The sequence below is a fragment of the Nostoc edaphicum CCNP1411 genome, from assembly GCF_014023275.1.
Taxonomy (GTDB): domain Bacteria; phylum Cyanobacteriota; class Cyanobacteriia; order Cyanobacteriales; family Nostocaceae; genus Nostoc; species Nostoc edaphicum_A.
Genome location: NZ_CP054698.1, coordinates 5,904,153 through 5,929,333, shown reverse-complemented (window position 1 = coordinate 5,929,333; position 25,181 = coordinate 5,904,153). Strand labels below are relative to the sequence as shown.

Genomic DNA, 25,181 nt, shown 5'->3' with positions numbered 1-25,181 from the left:
TGTCATTTGTCATGAGTTAGGAGTCAATGGTCAATAGCTTTCCTTCTGCTCCCCTGCTCCCCTGCTCCCCTGCTTCCTCCTTCGGGGTAGTTGCAGTATTTAAGTGACCACCACAGTTGCGTAATTCGTAAAGTTTAACGCCAATTTGATATTCATATTGACTCAGCAAGCGTGCATAGATATATCCTGCTTTGCCATCCAAAAAACCACGTTGAATTATATAAAATAAAACAAACCGCAAAAGGGGTTTAAATGGCAGGTGTACCCACACTTTCTTCAAAAAGCGCTTGCGTTGTACGGCATCACCAAATAGATTCGCGCCGATAGTACCGCTATCATCTTTACCTGTGAGAATATTAAAATAAACACTGGCTTCCCAGTTGGAGTAACGGTTGTGCCGTTCTAACCAGTGGTAAAGGTCGCGGAAGTCTTCATGAAGCATATCATTTTTGAGATACCCAACTTTCCCCTGCAAAATCACGTGTTCGTGAACTTCATTATCACCAGTATTAGGAATATCTTCTGTATTTAGATTTTCGTAGCGACCTTTTTTATGCTGAAATAAACGTAGATTCCAATCGGGATATTTACCACCATAGCGAATCCATTTTCCTAAGAAAAATACACGGCGGTTCAGATAATAACCTGTATATTCATTGTTTTGAATTGCTTGGTCAATTTCTTCCCAAAGTTCGGGGGTGATGCGCTCATCGCAATCTACAATTAGTACCCATTCGTTGCGAAAAGGTAGATTATCTAAAGACCAATTTTTCTTTTTAGGCCAGCGTCCATTGAAGTTGAATTGTACGACATTTACACCGTGGCTTTTAGCAATTTCAATGCTGTTGTCGGTACTTTGAGAATCTACTACAAATATTTCATCTGCTCTGCTAAGGCTAGCAAGGCACGCAGGCAAATTTACTTGTTCATTTTTAGCTGGAATTAGTACTGAAACTGGTATTTTAGATGACATACGTGTATAAATTATGTTATTGGTTATTTCTTATTTGATGTAGATAAAAGACCTTGAATAGCAGCATTTAAGTAACCAATCTGACCATAAGCATAAACAAGTTTGTCAAACCGTTCTGCGGGATCAGAGAAATATTGCAATGCCTTATACAAGCCGCGTATAAACCGTTCGCTACCTCGCTGCAATTGAGCGATCCCAGCTTTACCAGCGAGTTGTTCTCGATAACATTCACTGATACCTTGCCACCAGCCTCGGTTTAAAAACCAGGAGCGTTGGAGGCGCTCTGGGGCTACATTGTGAGCGACTAGTGCTTCGGGAAGATAAGCGACTTGCCAACCACGCTGTAGGGCAAATTCGGTCATTTGCAGTTCTTCATTTGATAATAGATTTTTCCCCACTCGACCGAGATGTGGATCAAAACCGCCAATTTCTTCTAAGAAACTGCGGCGGATGGAGTAATTTAAGCCTCTGGGTGTTGAGCCAGGTTGCTCGATGTAGATGTTACTGTCACCCAAGTCGTATGCACCCAAATTTGCAGCTAGGCCTGGAGATAGCCACCGTGGTTGTTGAATTCCTGGGGGCCAGATGAGAGTAACTTTACCTCCTGCGATCGCAAGCTTAGAGTTATTGTAATAGGCAAAATATAAAACTTGTAACCAGTGAGGGCAGGCAACGGCATCATCATCCAGATAAGCAAGAATATCACCACTGGCTACTTTTGCACCCGTGTTGCGAGCGACAGATAAGCCAATGGTGGGTTCAAAAACATATTTCAGGCGCGGATTGTGGGCCCTTTCTTCTACAACTTCACGAGTGCGATCGCTAGATCCATTATCAATTACCACAATTTCAAAGTCAGCAGCAAAATCTTGCGCTAAAAGACTATCAATTGCAGCCCCTAAATAGGTATCTCGATTGTGAGTACAGATAATGGCAGAGATTTGGGTGTCTGGCATGAATTTAATTTTGGATTTGAGATTTGGGATTTTAGATTAAAATCTTAAATCCAATGCACAACTGCTGAGAGCTAATCTAAACCAAAAGTTACTGACTCACCAACCGAGTTTCTTCGGAAATAATCTTTAAAACTTCACGTTTGTTGAATATGACTGTGTAAAACTACAAGAGTTTGGGCTAGTTGACTAAGGCGGGTTTCCAAGGATTGCTTGCGCCCTAACAGTTGACGTAACTTTTGGTAACGAGCGATCGCCATGCTAACATTGGGAACCTGATCCGCTGGACATGGACGCGACCAGACTTTACCAGTGTCGTCCACACCACAGAGGCGGTAGCCAGTAATAGATGATTGATAAGATACTTTCCCACCACTGGCGCAAATTTCTTCTACGTAGTTCATCAGGCGGTCAACTTCTGCATGGCGCAGTGTTGCGGTTCCTGCTGGTTCTGGTTCGGTGGGATTGGATTCTAACCAGCCATTGACAATTGGGCCTTCTAAGTAAATATCCTGAATTTGCTTCAAAATATTTTGCAATTCTGTTTGCCAACCGGCGACAGTTTCTTGAATTTCTTGCAATAGATTCATCGCCAATCCTGGATTGGCACCGTGTCGATGGCTACTAAAGCTTGGAGTTTTCAACTTGGGTAGGCTGGGTGTTTTGCCACCATGATCTTCTGCTTGAAAGGTCTGCACAGAGTCGTGCTGAGGAAAGAAATTTTGCTCGTGAGGATAATCACTGTCAGTATCTACACCCAAGTCAACTGTTTGTTCTTGTGTATTTAGTTCCCCATTCTGAGAGGATGGAGTTTGTGTACTTTCTGTGGGTTCGTTGGCTCCGACGCTAATTCTAAAAGAGAAAGGCCGTTTTGTCGTCGAATCACCTGTTTCAGCGGCAGAGGCAGTGCCGCGATTCCCTAAATCATGTAGAGTTGCTTCAATGCGTTTTAAGCCTGCGTTCATAAAAACATCCTAAAGTTTGCTGTCCCCAGTGGTATTGAATAATTAAGAATGGGGTTGTTGGGATTTTCGGCTTTTGCCAATTGTGGCATCAATGATGCTGGTGCTAATTTTATCTCTTAAAAGTTATTTGAAACCAAAAATCTCACCGATGAAAGAAAAAACTCTAGTGATAAATTGCAACCTTAGCATATTGTTAAAATACTCAGGAAACCATTTTGGGTAAAATCATCTTAGTAACAGGGCCAGCACGATCTGGTAAAAGTGAATGGGCGGAAACTCTGGCCATGCAGTCAGGAAAAGCAGTTGTTTACGTAGCAACAGCCATCGATAACCCAGATGACCAAGAGTGGCATCAACGCATTCTAGATCACCAACAACGTCGTCCCGAAGACTGGGTAACTTTATCTATACCTGTGGAGTTGTCTGCTACCCTGGCTGATGCGAAACCCTATACCTGCCTTTTAGTTGATTCTTTAGGAACTTGGGTTGCTAATCTCCTGGAACAGGACGAATCTAGCTGGGAAAACATTCTTGCAGAGTTGTTAGAGACGGTGGATTTGGTTGCTGCTGATATAGTGTTTGTAGCAGAAGAGGTGGGTTGGGGTGTGATACCAGCTTATCCCCTTGGAAGGATGTTCCGCGATCGCCTAGGTTCTTTAGTGCGCCAGCTAAGTGTACTCAGCGAAACTGTTTATTTAGTTACTGGTGGTCATGTTCTCAATCTCAGCGTCCTTGGTTCGCCATTGCCAAATAGAGAGGATGCTGGAACATTCAGGAGTCAAGATTCTTAACTCTTGATTCAAATTAATCCAAAATCTAAAATCTAAAATCTAAAATTGTAATATGGCAACCAAACAAGAAGTTAGAGGATACCTTGCCTACTGGTTTCAGTTGGGTAAGAAAGTGATTATGGGCAACGGTAAGGCAAGCCTTTTGCCTCAAGACGCCCTCTACGAAACGCTGCGCGAACGCGGACTCGCTATCGCTCCGCTATCGGTGCTAAATGGCGATCGCTATAGTGAAGAATTTGAAGAGTGCTGGCAGAAAATTATCTCACCGGAATCGGGTGACTGTTACCTAGAGGGGACACATGAAACCATTGCTGAACTGTTGACACCGGCATGGGATATGCTGCCTTGTGGTCGTTGCAATATGCCAGTAGCCGCACGAAACGTCGGGATGCCGGCATTGTTATGCCCCTGTAATGATTTACCTAACTGGCCTAATACCGAATTGCCAGCACCGCGAGAGCCAATTAAGACTCAAGACCAACTCAAAACAATTCGCGATCGGCTTGTAGATAATATTGCATAAACAAACAACCAAGTTGTAAATCTGTTGAAGAAGAATTCAGAAGTCAGAATTCAGGAGTCAGAATAAATCAGTCGGGGATTCAGACCGGCGCAGGAATTGAAAACCACCAAATATACGATTTGGTGGGGGTGCAAAAACGCCGGTTATTCAGACACTGGAAGACTCGCTAACGCTACGCTATCCGCTTTTTCATTCAGAAAACATTGCTGAATTCTGACTCCTGACTCCTGAATTCTGTTCGATAAGTTTTTTCTAATTATTTGATTATATTAATTTTTCCTGTACTGGCTTTTAGTTCCACTACAGGATTTTTGTATGTCTGTGTCAGGGGCTATTGCATACAAAATACAAGATTTTAATTTTAACGTGAGTTCGATGAACCTCTCCGAAACGGAAAGGGAGGAGCAACGAAAAATCAAGCCTTTGCTCCCCTCTCCGTGTCGGAGAGGGGTTGGGGGAGAGGTCAAATAAGACTTGTCGAACTCACGTTAATTTGATATTTTTCCCAGGGATAATTGGGCAAAAGTTTATTTTTTTACCTTATTATTAACAGCCTATTGTAATTTATCATCCTCCAGACAGAGGAGACAACCCTGTTTTTATCCATATGTATTTTTAGGACATACTACTGGCTTAATTGTGCAACGACTTTTTATAAACAGGGAAATTAAGTTTGCATAAAAAGCAAATGACTCTTCTAATTGCTTACCTCTATTGTATTAACAAGCGACGAGTTGAGGCGCAAAAAGCGCAATCAACTAATAGCTAAAAACTCATCAACTCAAAATTACGAGGTTTGTAATTATGTCTAACGTATTGTTTACCGAATTATCCAACGAGCAACAAGAAATTGTAGCTGGCGGTGTTGATTTTCAACTAGATGTCAGTTTTTTCGCAGGAGAGGAAAATATTCTTAATGGCGATAGCAGTTCTGATCCTCATGGCAGTGCCGCTGATTCTAACGGTGGATCTACAGAGATTAAGACTGGTGGACTAGCTTTCTTAGGCTTAGGTGCTCATGACATTCCTGATATTTCAAAAGTATACACCTATTAAGTTAGTAGCTAAAAACCGACAATCAATTAATGCATGAGTTCGATGAAAATAGTTTCAAAATAAAGGACTTAGATAGAATGACAAAATCAATCTTTCAACCCTTAATTGCGAACTCATGTAGTTAATACTAAACATTCATCAAATCAAAAGTAGGAAGTTTGCAGCTATGTCTCACAAATTGTTTACAGATTTATCAAACGAGCAACAAGAAGTTGTAGCTGGTGGTGTCGATTTTCAAATAGATGCTACTTTTTACAACGCTAGTGAAAATATTCTAAATGGCAGTAGTTCTTCAGGTCCAAATGGCAGCACTGCTAAATCTAATGGGAAGTCTAAAAATGTTAAGACTGCTGGACTAGCTTTCTTAGCTTTAGATGCTAATCATATTCCTGACCTTTTAGATGACCACTAAAAATAATCTACAAAGGCGTTGTTTAAAATTTCAGCATTGGGAACGTTAGCGGCACACTTAAAAACAACTTGGTACTAAAGATTCCACAGATGACCCATAATAAGACGATTATATGGGTCATCTTTTGTTCCAAAGTAGTATCTGATATTTAGCTGTTGTAATTTTGTCGTTTTCAACATTGATTATCTTTGGGTGCTTACAACGTTACTACGTCAAAAGATTTGATTATTTTGCTGTTCATGCTGTTGCAAGCTGTTTAGATTGCCAAAGTATAGAGCTAATACTATGTCTAACAATATCACACACCAAAAGCGTGAATTATTTCTTGATTTATCTGAAAAAGAGCAAGAAGTTGTATCTGCCGGCAGTTTATTTTCTAATCCCGATTATTTTTTCGTGCAAAGGACAAACATAGAAACTTTTGCCATTAATGAAAGTAATATTTCTGATGGTGATTCTAGTTTCTCTAGTAAGCAAGAAACTGGATATGCGCTTTCACAAACTACGATTGGATTTAGCGGACAAGGCGGGAGAAGCTTAAATTTTTGCGATAAATTGTTTCTGATGTTTTTATTATGGTGAAAACCATAAATTAGCTTGGTTGATAGCAGATGAATTTAATAGTATTTAGTAATTCAAAAATATCGCAATAGATTGACAACATCTTAGGGTAGCAGTTGTCATTATGTAGGGCAATTTACCGATGAAATACCAGTTTGTTAAACAGCATAGTGAAGAAGACTGCGGAGCTGCTTGTCTTGCTGCTATTGCCAAATATTATGGACGTACTTTTACTCTCAGCCGCATTCGTGAAGCTGTAGGTACTGGGCAATTTGGAACTACTTTATTGGGGTTGAAGCGAGGAGCAGAAACACTTGGTTTTAATGCTCGTCCAGTGAAAACTTCCCCAGAACTTCTCAACCGAATGAATGAAGCGCCTCTACCGGCAATTATTCACTGGAAAGGAAATCATTGGGTTGTTTTATATGGTAAAAAAGGCAAGAAATGTTTAGTTGCAGATCCGGCTGTAGGGGTTCGCTATCTTTCTCAACAAGAGATAGCAGAAGGTTGGACAGATTGGTTGATACTTTTATTGGAACCTGATCCAATACGCTTTTTTGCCCAAAAGGATGAGAAAGTTGGCGGATTTTGGCGTTTCTTTAAGCGCGTTTGGATTTATCGCGCCATTTTAGCTCAAGTTTTGCCCCTGAACCTAATGTTGGGTTTGCTGTCTTTAGCTTCCCCTTTTCTACTGCAAATTCTCACTGATGATGTGCTGGTTCGAGGTGATACAAAGTTACTTACGACTGTAGCGATCGCAGTTGTGGTGATGAATGTTGTTTCGCGTAGTCTGTCGTTTGTACAGTCTAACTTGATTGCTCACTTTGCACAACGTCTGCAATTAGGGCTAGTTCTAGAATTTGGGCGGCAAATTCTGCGATTACCTCTCTCTTATTATGAAGCTCGTCGCAGTGGTGAAATCGTTAGCCGCCTGCGAGATATTGACCAAATTAATCAGTTAGTTGCTCATTTAATTATCAGTCTGCCCAGCCAATTTTTTATTGCATTGATTTCTTTTGGTTTTATGGCTTTTTATAGCTGGAAACTTACAGTAGTGGCTGTATTCATTGCTGTAGTGATGAGCATATCTACAGTAGTCTTCCAGCCTACTTTGCGTCAAAAGACTCGTGAGCTTTTAGTTCAAGAAGCCGAAACACAAGGGGTTTTAGTAGAAACATTTAAAGGTGCTCTTACTCTCAAAACCACCACATCTAGACCACAATTTTGGGACGAATTTCAAAGCCGATTTGCTCGTCTTGCTAATGTGACATTTAGCACGATTCAAATTGGCATTATCAATAATACTTTCTCTAGCTTTGTTGCTAGTATTGGTGGCGTTATTTTGCTTTGGTTCGGTGGTAATTTAGTGATTAACCCAGCAGAAAACCTGAGTATTGGGCAATTACTTGCTTTTAACTCAATGAATGGTAATTTTCTGGGCTTAATTACAACTGTAATCAGTTTTGTGGAAGAATTTACTCGTGCAAAAACAGCCACACAACGCCTTACAGAAGTTATAGACGCTACTTCCGAAAATGAAGGTGATGAGATCAAGCCTTTTGCAGAAATTCCGGGAGATGCTGATATTGTTTGTACAAATATTAACTTTCACTATGCTGGTAGGCTTGATTTAATCGATGACTTTTCTTTAACTATTCCTGGTGGAAAGGTTGTCGCTATTATCGGTAAATCAGGTTGTGGTAAAAGTACTCTAGCTAAATTGATTGCTGGGTTATATCCGCTACAATCTGGCAATATTCGGATTGGACTTTATAACCTCCAAGACCTTTCTCTTGATTGTTTGCGTCAACAGGTAGTTCTTGTTCCTCAAGAGCCTCATTTCTGGAGTCGTTCTATTGTGGAAAACTTTCGCTTAGGCGCACCACAGGTTACCTTTGAGCAAATTGTCAGAGCTTGCAAAGTTGCGGAAGCTGATGAATTTATCAGTAAGTTACCTGACAAATATCAAACTGTTTTAGGTGAATTTGGTGCAAATATTTCTGGTGGTCAACGTCAAAGGTTAGCAATAGCAAGAGCCATTGTGACCAATCCATCAGTTCTCATTTTGGATGAATCTACTGGTGGACTTGATCCAGTAAGTGAAGCAGAAGTTTTGGATAAATTGTTTAAGCATCGCTGGGGTAAAACTACGATTTTAATTACTCACCGTCCGAAGGTAGTGAATCGCGCTGATTGGATTGTATTGCTAGATCAAGGTAAGTTGAAAATTCAAGGTTCTTTGGAAAAGTTGCGAACCAAACCCGGAGATCATATAGACTTTTTAATTCCTTGAAGAAGAATTCTGAATTCAGAAGTCAGAATTCAGAATCAATTACTGGGGGAATAAAGCTACAGAAGCACCACTAATTGTAGACCACCAACTTTTGAATTTGGTGGAGACTTAAACCAGTTTATTTATCTACCAACCAGTCCACAGAATTTAATTCTGAATTCTGACTCCTGACTCCTGACTCCTGAATTCTGTTTTGTTAAATATTTCCAATTATTCGGAGAAACATGCTTTACACTCATAATCAAAAATTTCTACCATCGCTTCAAAAGGATGAATTTCTTCCTCCCATTAGTGCTTGGACATCATTAGCTGGAATATTTCTTGTCGGAACGATTGGTTCTGCGATCGCTCTCTCTTCATGGGTTAAATACAATGTCATGGTGGAAACGGCTGCAACTGTTCGGCCCATAGGTGACACCAAGCTAGTGCAACCATCTATTGAGGGAACTGTTGAAACTATCTTTGTGAAAGAAAATCAGATTGTCAAAAAGGGAGAAGCGATCGCTCGTCTCGATACGGAGCAACTGCAAATCAAAAAAAGCCAACTGCAAGGCAATATCGAACAGGGTAGATTGCAACTAATTCAAATTGATGCCCAAAGCGGCGCTTTAGATACTCAGATTATCGCTGAAAAAAGATTCATTGAGCGGAGTGTTTCTTCTGCAAAAGCAGAGTTGACACGCAACCAACGAGAGTATCAAGAACGACAAGTTTCTACCCAAAGCGAATTCCTGGTTTCCCAAGCCAGTTTGCAAAAAGCTAGGGCAAGTTTACAAAAAGCCCAAGCTGATTTAGACTTTGCCCAGATGGATAGCGATCGCTATGAGCAACTAGCAAAAGTTGGCGCAATTGGTCGGCGTGAATTTGAACAAAAAAAACTAGTTGTTGAGCAGAGTAAATTAATACTTGAAGCTGAAAGAATATCTATTGAGATTGCTCAGGCTAAATTGCAATCAGCTAAAGCTGTAGTTAATCCTAGTACGGCAATAATTGCGATCGCTCAAGAACGCATTGCCCAAGAAATTGCTAGAGGCGAAGCAACTATCGCTACTTTAAACCAACAAAAGCAAGCTTTGATGCAGCGACAAGTTGAAATGCAAACCCAACTCAAGCAATATCAAAAAGAACTTCAACAAATTGAAACTCACCTGCAAAACAGCATCATTCGCGCTACCAGTGACGGTATCATTCTCAAGCTCAATTTGCGAAACCCTGGTCAAGTGGTGCGTGCTAGCGAATCTATTGCTGAAATTGTTCCTCAGAATGCTCCTTTAGTAATTAAAGCAATGATTCCGACCGCAGAGATTAAAAAAGTTGCAGTTGGTCAAAAAGTGCAATTGCGAGTTAATGCCTGTCCATATCCTGATTATGGTACTCTCAATGCTGTTGTCAGTGCCATTTCTCCAGATGTAATTACACCTCAAACTAACAATATTAACGTACCGACATCAACTCCTGGTGCTGGCTATTTTGAAGCGACGATTCAACCGGAAATGCTGACATTTGGTAATAACGCTCATCAGTGTCATATCCAATCAGGGATGGATGCAAAAGCTAATATTATCTCCCAAGAAGAGACAGCGCTGCAATTTATGTTGAGAAAGGCCAGACTTACCACTGATCTATGAGCAGATATGAATGTAATGTCTAGTGTTTACCCACCAAAACTTGTTATTGACTGGCATAGATAGGTAAGAGAATTTTGTCCTTTTTATATTTAGCAATGGCGAGAAATCTCCCATGAAATGCGTTAGCGATCTACTGTGAAGTTTTCGGAAATCATCATGGCGCTTTTGGGCAACTATTTTGCAAACGTTGACAGTTTTTTTGGCATAAATATGCCGTGGGTTGCATATAACTTTTTTCTGATGCTACTAAAATAGCTGACATAACAAGATTATGTGAGCGTGGAATTATGTACGCAAATTATACTTTGAATTGTCTACGTTATGTCCCTTGTTCGGTTTCTGACATCTTATCATAGTATTCAACAAGCATTGCAATGGTGGTCTTCTAGGCAGTCAATAAAGCTGTTTTTAGAAGCAGAGAAAATTCGGGATAATTTATTACAAGACTCTTTTACAATCCGTCGCAACTTAGATTTGTTGTCAGTAGATAATTTAAATTTATCAGACAATAGAATTCAAGAATGCTTAAAGCACATTGATAACTTTCATCACTCTTTAGTGCAATTGAGCGATCGCTTATTTCCAGCATCCCTTCAAGATAGCTTTCCCCTAGCTATTGAGTGCCTATTAGAACCTTGGCTAGCATCGAATTCGCAGTTATATTTTCAAATCGATATGCCAGTCTATTGGCGACATGAGCCAGCTGAACGCAGTCTAATTGTTTTAACAGCTTTAAATGAGTTGCTGCTTATCTCTTTAGCAGAAGTTTTGGCACCAACATCAATTTATATCAATTTAAAACAACACAGCAACATAGGACAATTAATTGTAGAGTTTACCTACCCTAATGTCTCTGCATTTGTTTTACATTCTCGCCTACCAGAATTAAATTATCTTTGTGAAAGTTTTCGGCTATTAACATCAGGTAAATGCTTTAGTCGTACTAAAAATTTAAGCATTTCTTGGTACTTTTATTGGTAATTATTTTAGAGATTGTTTGAAAAGTTGTAAAGTATACTCAAAACCCCTCTCCGTTTCGGGGAGAGGCTTTTAAACCCCCATTCCCTTGTAAGACAGGGGGATAGGGATTAGGTTTTCGAGGCTTAGATGTTACCAAAAAAACTTTTCAAACATCCTCTTGGTTGTCCTTTACATATTTTTAATATTTACTATATTTAACCGTCATTAAACAATATAATTTGACAGCAAATAATTGGCTAAGGTAGATAAACAAGAGAACAATTAAAATTGTATGTTCAATCAGCAGGCTGTGAATTATGAAACAAGAACTATCCGATAAGTCATTGCTGAAAATTTTGGTAATTGATGACCATGAATCAGTTTTAAGTGGAACGGTAGACATCTTACAAAAACATTATCCTAGTGCTGAAATTGCTACTGCCATAAATGCTAACAATGCTCTCAGCCAAATTATTAACCCTGGGCTAGACCTTGTGGTTATGGATCTTTCTATTCCAGAAGATTATGGGATGACAGCACGACCTGATACAGGTGTTCAACTTCTCAGAACTCTCATGAAACACCATCCCAACTTAAATATTATTGTCCAAACCGCTCATGTCAGAACACTAGTGAGAATTAGACCTGATATTGATAGTCATAAAGGAGGTTTTACAGTCGCTGATAAAAGTCTTTCCACCCAAGAAATGTTAACCAGAGTTGATTGGGCATTACAGGGATTAACTCATACGAAAGATATCAAAGGAATTTATGCAGGATTAGAATTTAAACCAGAGTGGCTTAGAGTACTAATTCTTGCATTTGAGGAAGGATTACAAGATAAAGCTATTGCCGAACGAATGTGTATATCTGAACGAATGGTGCGTCATTACTGGAGTAAGCTACAAGACGCTTTAGATGTTTATCCTGATGAGGGTAAAAATATCCGTATTCAAACTGAAATACGAGCTAGGGAAGAAGGTTTAATTGATTAGTTAATAATCAAGATTTAAGGGTTGTCTGTCATTAGTGCTTAATAGAAGTTAAATTTTTATTTATTAAAGTGACTTACTAATTACTTTTAGCTAAAGGCTAGTAGACAAGCTTATGCAGCCTGGACTTTGGAAAATAATCAAAAAAGAAATTAGCATTTGGCGTGTAGGTGCATTACCAGGAATTGTAGTTATTGCATTGGTGATAATTGCTCATCTTACTGGTTCAATGCAATCTTTAGAGTGGCTAGCTTTTGATAGTCTTCTCCGTCTGCGTCCTGAAGAATCTATCGATGAACGAATCGTGCTTGTGGAAATTAATGAAGATAATATTAGCTCTGATAAAGATTATTTAATAGATTCTTCAATATCAGATAGGAATTTGGCAGCACTGCTGTGGAAACTACACGCATGTAAACCCAGAGTGATCGGTCTTGATATTTATCGGGATTTAGCAGTTAATCCTGGTAACGGGGAACTAGTAGCAGCTTTTAAAAATATCAAAAATTTAATTGTGATTGAAAAAGTATTGCCTAAGCAAATTGCTGCGCCACCAGGTTTATCCCCTAAACAAATTGGTTTTGCAGATCAAATCACGGATGGTGATGGTAAACTAAGGCGAAGTTTATTAGCAATACCAACAACTCAAGGCTACAAGTTATCTTTTTCTCTACGTTTAGCCGAAGCTTATTTAGCTCATGAAAATATTAGCTTAAAAAACGGTATTAGCGATCGCACTCCCATAAAGCTAGTGAACACTGCACTACCACGATTTTTCCCCAACTCTGGGGGCTATGTACGAACCAATGCAACTGGTGTTCAAACACTGCTCAATTTTCGTAGTGGGCGAGCAAGATTTAGAACTATATCTTTAAATGATATTAAAAGCAACAAATTTAATTCAGACTGGTTGCGCGATCGCATTGTCATTATCGGTATAACTGGCCCCAGCCGTAAAGACTTTGTAACTACATCTAACCAACTTGGAAAAGGACGAGTTTATGGAGGGGAAATTCAAGCACACGCTGCTAGCCAAATTGTCAGTGCAGTACTTGACGATCGACCACTTTTAGACACTTGGGAAGATGAATGGGAATATCTGTGGATTTTTGCCTGGGGTTTTTTAGGAATTGCGATCGCTCGATTGACTAAATCTACTTTGGCAAATCTCATAGTTGTCGGTATTACTAGTGCTACTTTAGTGGTTACTAGTTATTTACTCTTAACTTGGGGTTGGTGGGTTCCAGTAATTCCAACAATTCTTGTCTTAGCTGTAAATGGTATAGAACTTACTGCTTTATATCAATGTGACAAAGTTTTGCGATCGGGACTCAAAGCTAGACAAGATGTCATTGAACGCACATTTGAAACAATTCACAATGGGCCACTACAAAGTCTCGCAAAAGTTTTAAAACTGGTTCGATGCCAAGAATTGCCAATAAAAGAATTGCTCCCAGAACTGGAAAAAGAACTGGAGAAATTAAACCACGAACTCCGAGGAATTTATGAGTTTTTACAACGAGAACCGCCAACTCAAGACAATAGTCTTTATTTAGGAAATACTTTAGTATTAAATTTGCAAGACCCTCTTCACGAAATTCTCTATCAAGTTTATAGCTATACCCTAGCGCGAGACTTTCCCTGCTTTAGAAGCATTAAAATTAAAATCCGTACCTTTGAACCGATAGATGAGCGATGCTTAAGCATTGAACAAAAGCAAGGACTCTGCCGATTTTTAGAAGAAGCTTTGTGCAATGTCGGTAAACACGCCACAGGAGTCACCCGCCTCGAAGTCACCTGCTCATCATCTGGAGACTGGTACACTCTGAGCATAGTTGATAATGGCTTGGGAATTAAATCATCTAGAGAAGGTCGTGGCACACAACAGTTTAGAAATTTAGCAGAGCAACTCAAAGGGAAATTTCAACGAGTGCCTCTTTCTTCTAAAGGAACTATTTGTGAGTTGTCTTGGCCTGTAACTAAGTTTTGGTTCAGTAATAAATAATCTGAATAAGGCAGAAGGCAAAAAGCAGAGGGGATGTAATAATGCGCGAACTACTGAAATGAATACGCGATATACCGAAATGAGAAAGCATTTAAGTTAAATGAGAAAGCAATATGTCCTTTTGCTTGCTGAATCTACTGAAATGAATACGCGATATACCGAAATGAGAAAGCATTTAAGCTAAATGAGAAAGCAATATGTCTTTTTGCTTGCTAAATATACCGAAATGAGAAAGCAATCAGCCTTTTTGCTTTCTAAATATACCAAAATGAGAAAGCAATCAGCGAAATAGCTGATTGAATTTGACTTTATTTATATTGTTCTGATGTAGTGACTGAATAATTACTTATAGCCATTTTCAATCTGGTGAGTAGAGGTATGCAAATAGACCTAACCCCCTAACCCCCAACTCGTCGCGGGAAGGGGGAAAATTCAAAGTCTCTCTCCTTTTAGGAGAGAGATTTAGAGAGAGGTTTTCCAGATGCCGTGAAAAGTCAGGTCAGATATTGAGTCAGAGACTCAATGAATGCATTCCCAGTCGGAGACTGGGAACGAGGAAATGCTTATCAAGCTAGGTTTTTAGGACTTGTGTGTACACCGTAGCCTTTTAGGAGAGAGGAATGGAAGTGAGGTCAAAATTGTACTTCACGCTTGTGGAGAACCGCTATACCAAAAATATCAGAGGTCTAAAACTCTTCCAAGCAGGATAGAGTTAAGACCTCCTGTACTTTTTAATTGCAGTAGGTTCGTTGTGACAGAGTAGGATCTAACACAAAGGGATTATCATTACCTTGGGGTGTGTTAGCGATCGCATTACTGCGTGTTACCTCACCAGCATCAACTGGATCATCTCCTTGCCACTTACAGAGAGTATCCTTTTGTTTCTCAAAGAAACTTGCATTTGCTAGTTCTGGGTAGACTGTGCGGAAATAGAAAATTATCCGAGCTATATCTCCTTTTTTCGCCTCCCGTGGTTCAAAAAATCCCCGTTTGAATTCACTGTACTTGTCAATATCCAGGGGATTCGGTTTGAAACTCAGTTCTTCATTGTCGAGATACCAAGAAGTAGTTTGATCATCAGGAATCTCTCCAAATGGAAAATTGGCGCGATCGCTATTAATTTCCATCCGTGAAGCAAAAAGGTTATGCAAATCGCTTTTTGCTGGGCCTTCGGCTCCCATGCTCTGCGGCCAAACGTGTTCTGCATTGATTCTGTGTCGTGCAGCTTCTTCTCTGGGTTTGTCTGAATTTTGGTTGAGCGGCACACTGTAACCAGCGTAGATGTCTGTTAATATACCGCCTTGGTTATCTATTTTGGTGTAGAGCAGGTCACGAGCGCTACCATATCCAAGGCTAGTACGAGGAGAGTAAAGGCTATCCAATTTTTCCAGTAAATCATCTCCAGTAATCCCAGAAAGAATCGTGCTCGGTGTAACTGCTGGTTCAGGATTGGTAACTGGGACTGATGTAATAGGAGTAGCCTCTCCAACAGCTGATAGAGTAAATCGAGCAATCACAGGATCGTGATCGCTGGCTGACCTAGAAATACCTGCGTTAACGTGAACAGCATTGATCTCAGGATTTCCATTGTTAAGCAAGTTTGGAGTAATCAGGATTTGGTCAATTTGTTCCTTACTTCCTTGAAAGACAAAAGAAAAGCGGTCTGCTAGTGGAATTTTGTTTACCAAATTTTCTAGCTGATTTCCTGCAAGAGCCTTTATCGGCCGGGAGTCTGGAGTATCATTCAAATCGCCAAGAACGACAATATTTGCATTGGGGTCAGTAGTTAAGCGATCTGCAACAAATTCGTTAACAATTGTTGCTTGCTTTATCCGTTTTGGGTTAGAAGCCGCTCCTCCGCTTTTAGAAGCAAAGTGGTTGTTTATCAGCGTGACGGGAATATCGTTGAAAGTAAATTCACCCACTAAAGGTTTGCGACTTTCTAAAAAAGCTGGGTCGTCCGCAAAGCGATCAAGTTTCTGTAGCTTAACTCGTTGAGGATTGAACAAAAAGCCTACCCGGATATTGCCACCTGGTTGGCCTCCATCTCGTCCGTTCTGAGGAGGAATTTCTTGATATTCATAGCTTGGGCCTCCTACAGATTGAATTGAATCGATCAAAGCCTTAGCCGTTACAGCAGCATCAACCACTGAACTCAACTCAGCTCCATCATTGTCTTGTACTTCTTGCAAAGCAATAATATCTGGTGCTTCCAGATTAGTAACAATTTGGTTTGCCAAAGCTGTAAACTTACCGTTTTTCACATCATCATCGACGTTTCTAGTGGAATTGCGATCAACCTTAGAAACGTCTTCCTTTTTAGGATCAAGATTTTCGACATTGAAGGTAGCAACCGTCAGTTGCGTAGGACTTCCGACTAAAGATGTAACTTTTACACCATAAGCGATTCCTGAAGGAAGGCAGAATGCAAGCAAAACAATAAGGCATAGTGTCTGCAAGACTTTTCGGATAGAACTCATGAACATTGTCCTTAGTTGCAAATAGAGACTGAATTCCGTTGCAGTGCCATCCCAAAGAATATGAGAAACAAATAAATTGAAGTTCTTCTCAAGCCATTTGGCTGTGAAAAGCAATCTATCTGTCTCAACTCAAATCAAGCATTGAGTGTAAGTTTGTTCTTGTATTAAGAAGTGTACTTAGTTCGACTTTATCCAAAATTAAGAATTTGCTTCTCTTTCTACAGCAAAAACCCTAGTCTTTTGGCAAAACTTTTACCATGTCACTGATTATCGGTGAAATCGAAAAAGTAAAACAACAGTCCCACTCAGGTTTCAGCGTTAGCAATCGTGTTCAGAGAAAATGGATAAAGTCGAGCTTAGATTTCAAAAAAGAAATCATTGCCATAATACAGCAGTTATTTGGTATTTATCAACTTGTTTTTAAGTTAATTTTTGGTACGTAATTGCGACCGAAGTATCCCATTTTTTTGCAAAGAGAATGAAAAGAGAGAAGCAGGTGAAAAGAAACCCCATGCTTAACCATTAGTTATATTTTTCTTAATTTTTGAGTGCGATCGCAAGTACCCAAAAAACTTTAGACCTCCGTATTAAATTATCAACAAACTTGAGTATTTATCATTCAATCTTTTGTAGAGACGGCGATTTATCGCGTCTTTGGCTCTAGAATTTTCGTCAAAAAACCTTAACCGAACCGTATTGTGGGTGGGGTAAAACCTTGGTTGATCAGCTATTTCAGACTTGTGTATACACCGTAGCCTTTTTAAGGGGGGTTGGGGGATAAACAAGTGCCTAAAATTACAGCGAAACACTTTTAAAACATCCTCTAAGACCCTCTTCAAATCTGGTTTTTAGGATTGTTACAAAATATGTAGAGAAGACACAGACTTAATAAAGACTTTAATTCATAGATTTTTCGGAAATAGCTGCTTCACAAAGCTATAACTTTGTCTGACACAAAATGTAACTAAGTTGTCAGAAAAAGATAATGATTTTATTAATCAACTTTTATATATTTTAAATATCAACAATAAATTAAATATCAAAGAGCAAATATAAATCATACAAATCTTTCAGCTTTGGAAGAAGTTATAAATCTGAATAAAGTCTTCACCAGTAAGACAAATATGGCATTTAACGAATTATTAAACACTGCCATAGTTAATCAACATAATGTTAGCTGGGGATAAAAATATGCTAGAAGTAAATAACTTGTTCAACCAAATCGAACGATGTTCATATCTAAAGACTGCCCAAACAGACAACAAAAATATTGAGGCGCTAGCAGACACCTGGAATAATTACCTCAAAACTTTACATGAAGCGATCGCGGAATCCAATACAGCCAAGCAAATTGCTCAAAGAGATTATGAAAAAGTCCAAGCTCTTGCGATCGCTTGGGAAAAACAAATGCAAGTTGCTTTGACTAACTCCAGCGAAGAGGAGGTTCGTCAGGCACTAGCGCATAAACAAATTTATACTGCAAGGGCACGACAACTAAAAACCTTAGTCGAACGACATATTATCCATATCAGCACCCTGAAAACTCAACTGGCTTATTGGGAAAATCAACCTTATTCTCAAGTCTCGTAAATTGACGAAGGTACTGGCTCTAAAAAGTATTTTGCTCATTAACCGTGCCACTATAGAAATATAGAGTTGCAAATTGAGCAATAGGAAGACTAAAGAACACTGTGCAGATAACATTCTTAGGGACGAGTTCCGGTGTACCCACGCGATCGCGCAATGTTTCCAGTGTCGCTCTGAGATTACCACAAAGGGCAGAACTCTGGTTATTCGATTGTGGCGAAGGCACCCAGCATCAAATTATGCGGAGTGAACTGAAAATCAGTCAACTCTCCCGAATTTTTATCACCCACATGCACGGCGACCACATCTTTGGCTTGATGGGACTTCTTGCTACTTGCGGCTTGGCTGGCAATGTAGAACGAATCGATATCTATGGCCCACCTGGATTAAATGATTATATTCACTCCGCCTCACGTTACTCCCACACCCACTTTTCTTACCCAATCAAAGTTCACGCCATCCGTCCAGGGGTAATTTATGAAGACGAGGACTTCACCGTTAGCTGTGGTAACTTGCATCACCGCATTCCCGCTTTCGGCTACCGCGTAGCCGAAAAAGACCGATCAGGACGCTTTGATGTGGAAAAAGCCAAGGCGTTGCAAATTCCTGCTGGTCGGATTTATGGTCAACTCAAGCGCGGTGAAACAGTTACCCTTGACGACGGACGGGTGATTGATGGCACCCAATTGTGCGGCCCCACAGAAATTGGTCGAAAGATTGCCTATTGTACAGACACAATTTATTGTGATGGGGCAGTGGAATTAGCTCATGATGTAGATGTATTAATTCACGAAGCAACCTTTGCCCATCAAGATGCAGATATGGCTTTTCAGCGATTGCATTCCACAACCACAATGGCAGCGCAAACAGCTTTAGCCGCAGGGGCACATCGGCTGATTATGAGTCATTTTAGTCCCCGCTATGCTCCCGGAAATACCTTGGAGTTGAAGGATCTCCTTAAAGAAGCCCGTGCTATTTTTCCCCGTACTGATATGGCTCACGATTTTATGATTCATGAAGTACCGAGGCGACGGCAAGTAGAGTTAACCAAGGTAGGCGTTTAAATTTTGGATTTTAGATTTTGGATTTTAGATTTTAGATTTCCTATTGAACCCTTCTAATCTAAAATCTAAAATTAACCAAGCTCTATCTTGGAGTTAACTTAACATCCAGCAAATAGACAGCAGTTTAATTTTATGAGTAAGTCAACTAGTTAACCAACGATTTACGGTTAGCTCAGTGTATCAAGAATATAGAAATAGTATGGTTTAAATATTTTTATCAATATGTTTTTTAAATTACAAGTTATCAAAAGAACTTGATTGTAATAGTACAGTTGTGAATCAGAAAAGTTTTTACTTAAATACTTAGGAAAAATAATTAATTTTTCGTCAAGATTTTTCTTCCTTAAATAAAATATTTATTAAAAATTTATTCTTCCAATACTGATTAAGAATTTATATGCATGAATTGATGAACATGAAAGCGCCAGTTGGCATAATATTGTGCCAAGTGGGCTTGTCATCGTTGGAAGAAAAATTCAGTATGCTATTGCAGCTATTAGGTGTAAAAAAATCATTTCACATTTTTCATAAATCTTCCAAATAAATATAGTGTTTCGATATTAGAGGAGTTGAATAGTGGCTAAGACTAGTCTGAATCAAGAGCAACAGGTTACTACTTCAGCACAAGGTGCAGTTGGCATCAGACAATTATCTACTATTTTGCTTCGCCGACGCTTTCTGATCTTGGGAGTTTCCTGTGTAGTTATGTCAGCGGCTAGCCTCTTAGCTGTCATTGCCAAACCTACTTACCAGAGCAATATGCAGATATTGGTGAGTTCCAATTTATCTGAAGGGGCACAGTCAAATAATATCCCAGTTGGGGTAGATACTCAGGTTACTGATTCCACTACTCAGATGAAACTTATGCTGAGTTCTAAGCTGCTCCAGAAAGCCGTAGATTCACTTCGTTCTAATTATCCTGATATCACCTTAGAAGATATCAATGGTCAAAAAGAACAGAGCAAAAAAGCACCTCTGGAAGTGACTCTAGAAGAGAAAAGCATAGGCGCTAATAAAGTTTTTAATCAAGTATTTGAAGTTTCTTTCAATGATGACGATCCAGTTAAAGCGCAAAGAGTACTTCAATCTCTACAAAAAGTCTATCAAAACTACAATAAAGAGCAACAAAAAGAACGTCTGAATCAGGGATTAGCATTTGTAAACGCTCGCCTACCTGAGATAAAAAAAGAGGTGAGTAAAGCTGATAAAAATTTGGAACAGTTTCGTAAGAAACATAAATTACTCGATCCTGAAGTCCAAAGTAAAATCCTGCTAGAATCTCTAGCCGATATTCAACAGCAGCTACAAACCACTCGTGCCAACCTTCAAGATGTAAACGCTCGCTACAGCAACCTAGAGCAACAAATAGCGTCTTCGTCCCAGCAAAATACACTAATTTCGTCTCGTTTAAATCAGTCAAGCCGCTACCAAGCACTATTGAGTGAAATTCAAAATACTGAACTAGCTTTGGCTAAAGAGCGGCTGCGCTATACAGAGGATTACCCATCAGTACAAAAACTAAAGCAGCAACGCCAAAGTCAACTGTCGCTATTACGAGAAGAAGTAAAAACTATTACTACTAGCAGTAAAAGTGAACCACTCTTACAAGGGCAAATCGTAGGGGTTGAGCCAAAGTTAGTAGACGAGTTAATTCTGGTACAGACAACCGTCTTAGGACTAACTGCCAATGAAAAGAATCTAGCCGACTCAGAACAGCGACTCCGCTCCGAGCTAAACAAATACCCAAGCTTAATCGCAGAATACAACAGTCTGCTACCAAAGGTAGAAACTAGTCGTAAAACTCTTGAACAACTGCTCCAAGCACAACAATCCTTGGGACTGAAAATTGCTCAGGAAGGATATAACTGGCAAGTTTTGACCGAACCTACCCTGGGTACTTATATGGGGAGCAACAGATTATTACTTTTGGTTGCGGGAGCAGCAATTGGGCCGATTTTAGGTATCTTAGCAGCCCTAATTTTGGAAAAGTTTAATGACGCTATTTATTGTGCAGGAGATTTAAAGAAACTGACGAACCTACGTGTATTGGGATCAGTACCAAAACTACCATCGCGTGGTGTCAAAAAGCGGCGGCTGGGACTGCCTTGGAATAGTCGGCGAAGCTCAGATTCTTCTGTAATAGAAGCCACTCCTAAATTGCCCGTCCATGAAACTTTGGACATGATCTACCAAAATATTCAAATATTAAAATATCCCTTACCATTCAAGTCGCTGATGTTTACTTCAGCACTACCAGGGGAAGGGAAGACAACCTTAGTATTAGGGCTTGTGGCTAGCGCTAGCCGGATGCATCGACGAGTATTAGTAATTGATGCTAACCTACACAATCCTAGCTTGCACAAAATCCTAGAGCTATCCAATGACTGGGGACTATCTCTGTTATTAGTTGATGAGACAACTACTCATTTTCAAGATTACATCCAGCCCATTCACCCCTCCATTGATATTTTGACTGCTGGACCAGAACCAGAAGATACGGTTAAGTTGCTCAGTTCTCAACGGATGAAAGAATTAATAGAGTTGTTTGAACAAAATTATGACTTAGTACTGATAGATGCTCCACCTATTTTAGGCACGGTTGATGCCAGGATTGTGGCATCTTTTTGCAACGGTATTGTGATGGTAGAGCGCATGGGGAAAGTGACCCGAACTGAACTGACTCAAGCAACAGAAATTTTGAGTAAGTTGAATTTAATTGGAATTATCGCTAATGAAGTGAGTAATTCTCAAAAGGTATTGGCATCGTAAATTGAAGAAGCAGAGAGGCATTAGGCATTGATTATCGAAACAGAATTCAGGAGTCAGGAGCCAGAATTCAGAATGAATTTTGAACGAAATAGTGGATGAACCCAGAGGTTTAAAACCCCCACTAAATATGCAGGTGAAACAAAACAGTTGCGGGTCTAAATCCCCCACTGATAGTGCGGCGTTAGCGAGTCTTCTCCCAAGGGGAGACGCCAAAGGCGAACGAGCGTCTTCATTCTGACTCCTGAATTCTGACTTCTGAATTCTTCTTCAATCTCTTTGTCTCTCTTGTCTCCTCATCTCCCCTGCCCCCTTCACCTAATTTCTACCTTATAGCTAAAGCAAAATGCATAATTATTAGGAGGTGGCAACCTCCTGCGTTGGAGAAGTGTCTCATCTTAAAGTAGTAGACGCTATAGTTCAAAGCGTCAATTAGATACTAGTGTGATTAGATGATCAGCATGAAATTCCAACTTTACTTAGGCTCTTTATTTTCCCAGATTAAAGTACGTCATTGGTGGGTCAGTGTCTTATTATGGATAGCTTTGGTTGCCCCAGCCCAAGCGTCTGTAATTCTGCGCGTGGCAATTGAGAGGGGCGTTAATCAGGTAAAAGTGGGCAGTTCCACCACTGGGATTGTCAAAGATAGTACTGGCCGGACTCTTGGACAGTTACCAGCGATGAGTGCATATTATGCCCAAGCCATTCCTGGTGGAGTTGCTTTAGATAAGTGGCAGTCTGGTTTATTTTGGATTGAGCCAACTGGTAAAGGATTCGTTTATATTGGCGATCGCTGGTATCGGGGCAGAACTCTGGTTGTCCCCACAGAAAAAGGCTTAACTGCTGTTAATTGGGTTGATGATCAAGAATATCTCTACAGCGTTCTTGGTGGCGAAATGGATGCTAGCTGGCCCCAAGAAGCACTAAAAGCCCAAGCGATCGCAGCCCGCACTTATGCCCTCTACGAACGAGAAAAACAACGGAATAATCCCATTTACGATTTAGGCAATACCCCCGATCGCTGGCAAATTTACAAAGGCGTGATCAGTGAATCTCCTGCTACTTACAAAGCAGTGGATGAAACAGCAGGGCAAGTACTAACTTATAACAACAAGATTATTCTCTCAGTTTTCCACGCTTGTTCTGGAGGACATACCGAAAACGTGGAAGACGTTTGGGGAAATGCCTTGCCGTACCTACGGGCTGTTCAAGACTACGATCAAAATATCAGCGCGTGTAATTGGGTAAAAACCTTCTCGCCCAGTGAGATTAGTGCTAAATTCCCTGAGGTGGGCAATGTGACAGCGATGATTGCAGAAACATTCTCGCCTTTCCGTAGTGTTAAAGTCTTGAAAATTGTCGGTAACAAGGGCACAAAGGTTCTACAGCGCGAGCAAGTGCGGACAGCGCTGAAGTTAAAAAGTACCCGTTTTAGCGTTACGAAGGGAGCCGATGGCAATTTTGTACTCCAAGGGCTTGGCTTTGGTCATGGTTTAGGCATGAGTCAGTGGGGGGCATACAATCTAGCTCGGCAAGGAGTGAACCACCTGCAAATTTTGGGACATTATTATCAAGGTGTAGCCCTCACACCGATTCAGGCGAAGTAGTTGGGGATTGGGGCATGGGGCATGGGGCATGGGGCATTGGGCATTGAAAAGAGGCAGAGGGGCGGGGTGCTACTCTTGCTGAGGGGAAAACTCTTCTCCCTTTCTTCCTATTCCCCATTCCCCATTCCCTATTCCCCACTCCCACGTTCTAAGCGCCGTTGCCATTCAGCATCAATTTGTGCAGAACGTTCAGCTTCCTGATCGAGTAAGTCAGTTTCGCTGGAATACACTAAATCTTCGTTGCCAATGACTTTTTCTGCGGCAAATTGTTGGGCATAGTCGATTTTTTGCTGCAAAGGTGCATCAGGACTTGCCAATAGCCTTGCTCTGGAAAGGCGATCGCGGTTGCGATCGCCAATTTTGCGATTACGCCACCGAATCCAGAAATAACGCAATAACGGTATACCTAAGAAACCTGCTCCGTAAGCCAATAGCAGCCAATAAATTCCTTGCACAAAAGCTACCAGTCCACCTAATTGGACGGCAACAGTGCCATCTCTCAACAAACTTCCCAGTACTAAGGCACCAACAAAATTTAGTACCCCCAATCCAGCACTCAGCATAATTTGCCCTGAACTTGCGGCACTAAAACGCCAGGGAAATTCCTCCAAGTGATCTGATATTGCATGACGGCGCTTTTTAGTTGCACTCACCTGCAACTCTGGGAAGTAATAAACAATTTGCCCTTCTGGACTTACCCCTGGTTGCCCATTAAATCGCGTCAGAACGGGCAGCATATAATCTTCGTACTCTCTTGTATATCCCTCGCCAATATCATCCAAATATGGGGCAATTTGTTCTGCTACCACTGCACCACGGTTACTCCGAATCACCGTAGCAATTTCTTGCCAGCGACGTTCTTCTAGGTTGGCATTAGGATTACCATCGCCAAACAAAAACGAAAACACAGCTTCAAAGAAGTTTAGATTGCTTTCTTCCTGGCTTCCGCGTCGCCGTTCCTGGTAGTGGGTGTCATAATTTGGGCTAAGATACCAGAATAAATTAGGAAAATAGAAGAACCCCCCACCACCGGAACTACTGCCTCGATTGTCGCCATCACGGTCTGAATTGGCAGCGGTAATGATGATGAAGATGGTAACAGTTATCAGCGCAATGGAAACAGTTAAGAAGATTCCAAAAGAAATGCGAATCAGGTAAAACAGAACACTCCAGACCTTTTTCCACCATTCCTGCAATCGTAACCGGAAGTATTTATTACGCAAAATTGCTCGGAAATTTTGTGGAAAAAGGTAAACTATATCACCTGAATCCGCTACCTGTAAATGTCCCCCAGCATCTGATGCCAGGGCTAACAAGCTTTGATTAGCTTCAGCGACGTTCAATCCTGCCTGAGTTGCCACATCACCAACGGTGACACGATAACCCAGTTGTTCCACAGCTTGCATGATGGTGGGACTGGGAGCCATTGCTCTCCCCTCCTATTGAAAATTATTCCTTTTCTTAAGTATAAAGTTTTATTTTGAGCGACTTAGCAAGGGTAGAGGTAACAATTCAAAATTCAAAGTGTTGACGTTCGGTCTTCAACTCTTTAATTGACTGACAAT

At 40.5% G+C, this 25,181-nt stretch carries 20 protein-coding genes; 15 read left to right on the top strand and 5 right to left on the bottom strand.

The annotated features are described in order from the left end of the window. Positions 1 to 16: 16 nt before the first annotated feature. The 3 genes from HUN01_RS27735 to HUN01_RS27725 form a co-directional block, all read right to left on the bottom strand. Positions 17 to 973: a glycosyltransferase family 2 protein gene (locus HUN01_RS27735; RefSeq protein ID WP_181928850.1), complete on the bottom strand. Its 957-nt coding sequence runs from the start codon at positions 971 to 973 to the stop codon at positions 17 to 19. A gap of 23 nt (positions 974 to 996) precedes the next feature. Beyond that, positions 997 to 1,929, bottom strand: coding sequence for a glycosyltransferase family 2 protein (locus HUN01_RS27730; protein WP_181928849.1), 933 nt, complete (start codon positions 1,927 to 1,929; stop codon positions 997 to 999). Positions 1,930 to 2,063: 134 nt separating this feature from the next. Beyond that, positions 2,064 to 2,891: a hypothetical protein gene (locus HUN01_RS27725; protein ID WP_181928848.1), complete on the bottom strand. Its 828-nt coding sequence runs from the start codon at positions 2,889 to 2,891 to the stop codon at positions 2,064 to 2,066. Between the two features lie 215 nt (positions 2,892 to 3,106). On the opposite strand from HUN01_RS27725, the gene cobU reads away from it, so the two are divergent. The 10 genes from cobU (at position 3,107) to HUN01_RS27675 (ending at position 14,112) form a co-directional block, all read left to right on the top strand. Next, positions 3,107 to 3,682, top strand: coding sequence for a bifunctional adenosylcobinamide kinase/adenosylcobinamide-phosphate guanylyltransferase (gene cobU / locus HUN01_RS27720; protein WP_181928847.1), 576 nt, complete (start codon positions 3,107 to 3,109; stop codon positions 3,680 to 3,682). Between the two features lie 52 nt (positions 3,683 to 3,734). Continuing rightward, complete coding sequence (locus HUN01_RS27715) at positions 3,735 to 4,205, top strand: hypothetical protein (RefSeq protein WP_181928846.1); 471 nt, start codon at positions 3,735 to 3,737, stop codon at positions 4,203 to 4,205. An 804-nt stretch (positions 4,206 to 5,009) separates the two neighbouring features. Next, positions 5,010 to 5,261: a CTB family bacteriocin gene (locus HUN01_RS27710; protein ID WP_181928845.1), complete on the top strand. Its 252-nt coding sequence runs from the start codon at positions 5,010 to 5,012 to the stop codon at positions 5,259 to 5,261. A gap of 166 nt (positions 5,262 to 5,427) precedes the next feature. After that, positions 5,428 to 5,673 (top strand): CTB family bacteriocin, encoded by a 246-nt coding sequence (locus HUN01_RS27705; protein WP_181928844.1) that lies wholly within the window; start codon positions 5,428 to 5,430, stop codon positions 5,671 to 5,673. Between the two features lie 285 nt (positions 5,674 to 5,958). Next, a complete protein-coding gene (locus tag HUN01_RS27700) occupies positions 5,959 to 6,255 on the top strand; it encodes a hypothetical protein (protein ID WP_181928843.1) in 297 nt (98 codons plus the stop codon). Positions 6,256 to 6,376: 121 nt separating this feature from the next. Next, positions 6,377 to 8,527 (top strand): peptidase domain-containing ABC transporter, encoded by a 2,151-nt coding sequence (locus HUN01_RS27695; RefSeq protein WP_181928842.1) that lies wholly within the window; start codon positions 6,377 to 6,379, stop codon positions 8,525 to 8,527. A 224-nt stretch (positions 8,528 to 8,751) separates the two neighbouring features. After that, on the top strand, positions 8,752 to 10,155 hold the full coding sequence (locus HUN01_RS27690; protein ID WP_181928841.1) for an HlyD family secretion protein: 1,404 nt from the start codon (positions 8,752 to 8,754) through the stop codon (positions 10,153 to 10,155). Between the two features lie 321 nt (positions 10,156 to 10,476). Further along, positions 10,477 to 11,136 carry a hypothetical protein gene (locus HUN01_RS27685; RefSeq protein WP_181928840.1) on the top strand — a complete coding sequence of 220 codons (660 nt, stop codon included), beginning with the start codon at positions 10,477 to 10,479 and terminating at the stop codon, positions 11,134 to 11,136. A 296-nt stretch (positions 11,137 to 11,432) separates the two neighbouring features. Further along, a complete protein-coding gene (locus tag HUN01_RS27680; protein ID WP_181928839.1) occupies positions 11,433 to 12,110 on the top strand; it encodes a response regulator transcription factor in 678 nt (225 codons plus the stop codon). Between the two features lie 112 nt (positions 12,111 to 12,222). After that, positions 12,223 to 14,112 (top strand): CHASE2 domain-containing protein, encoded by a 1,890-nt coding sequence (locus tag HUN01_RS27675; RefSeq protein ID WP_181928838.1) that lies wholly within the window; start codon positions 12,223 to 12,225, stop codon positions 14,110 to 14,112. 731 nt (positions 14,113 to 14,843) lie between these two features. Here HUN01_RS27675 and HUN01_RS27670 read toward each other — a convergent pair. Further along, positions 14,844 to 16,592 carry an endonuclease gene (locus HUN01_RS27670; RefSeq protein ID WP_181928837.1) on the bottom strand — a complete coding sequence of 583 codons (1,749 nt, stop codon included), beginning with the start codon at positions 16,590 to 16,592 and terminating at the stop codon, positions 14,844 to 14,846. Positions 16,593 to 16,849: 257 nt separating this feature from the next. Here HUN01_RS27670 and HUN01_RS27665 point away from each other — a divergent pair, with 257 nt between their 5' ends. The 5 genes from HUN01_RS27665 to HUN01_RS27645 all read left to right on the top strand — a co-directional run bounded on the left by HUN01_RS27665 (position 16,850) and on the right by HUN01_RS27645 (position 23,616). Beyond that, positions 16,850 to 17,035 (top strand): hypothetical protein, encoded by a 186-nt coding sequence (locus tag HUN01_RS27665; protein WP_181928836.1) that lies wholly within the window; start codon positions 16,850 to 16,852, stop codon positions 17,033 to 17,035. A 748-nt stretch (positions 17,036 to 17,783) separates the two neighbouring features. After that, entirely contained in the window at positions 17,784 to 18,182 is a 399-nt protein-coding gene (locus tag HUN01_RS27660; RefSeq protein ID WP_181928835.1) for a hypothetical protein, read from the top strand. A gap of 101 nt (positions 18,183 to 18,283) precedes the next feature. Further along, the gene (locus HUN01_RS27655) at positions 18,284 to 19,243 is read left to right on the top strand and encodes a ribonuclease Z (RefSeq protein WP_181928834.1); all 960 of its coding nucleotides are present in this window, start codon (positions 18,284 to 18,286) and stop codon (positions 19,241 to 19,243) included. 576 nt (positions 19,244 to 19,819) lie between these two features. Continuing rightward, a complete protein-coding gene (locus HUN01_RS27650; protein WP_181928833.1) occupies positions 19,820 to 22,012 on the top strand; it encodes a GumC family protein in 2,193 nt (730 codons plus the stop codon). Between the two features lie 458 nt (positions 22,013 to 22,470). Then, the gene (locus HUN01_RS27645; RefSeq protein WP_181928832.1) at positions 22,471 to 23,616 is read left to right on the top strand and encodes a SpoIID/LytB domain-containing protein; all 1,146 of its coding nucleotides are present in this window, start codon (positions 22,471 to 22,473) and stop codon (positions 23,614 to 23,616) included. Between the two features lie 128 nt (positions 23,617 to 23,744). Here the strand turns inward: HUN01_RS27645 and HUN01_RS27640 are convergent, their stop codons facing one another. Beyond that, on the bottom strand, positions 23,745 to 25,043 hold the full coding sequence (locus HUN01_RS27640) for a hypothetical protein (protein ID WP_181928831.1): 1,299 nt from the start codon (positions 25,041 to 25,043) through the stop codon (positions 23,745 to 23,747). Positions 25,044 to 25,181: the final 138 nt, after the last annotated feature.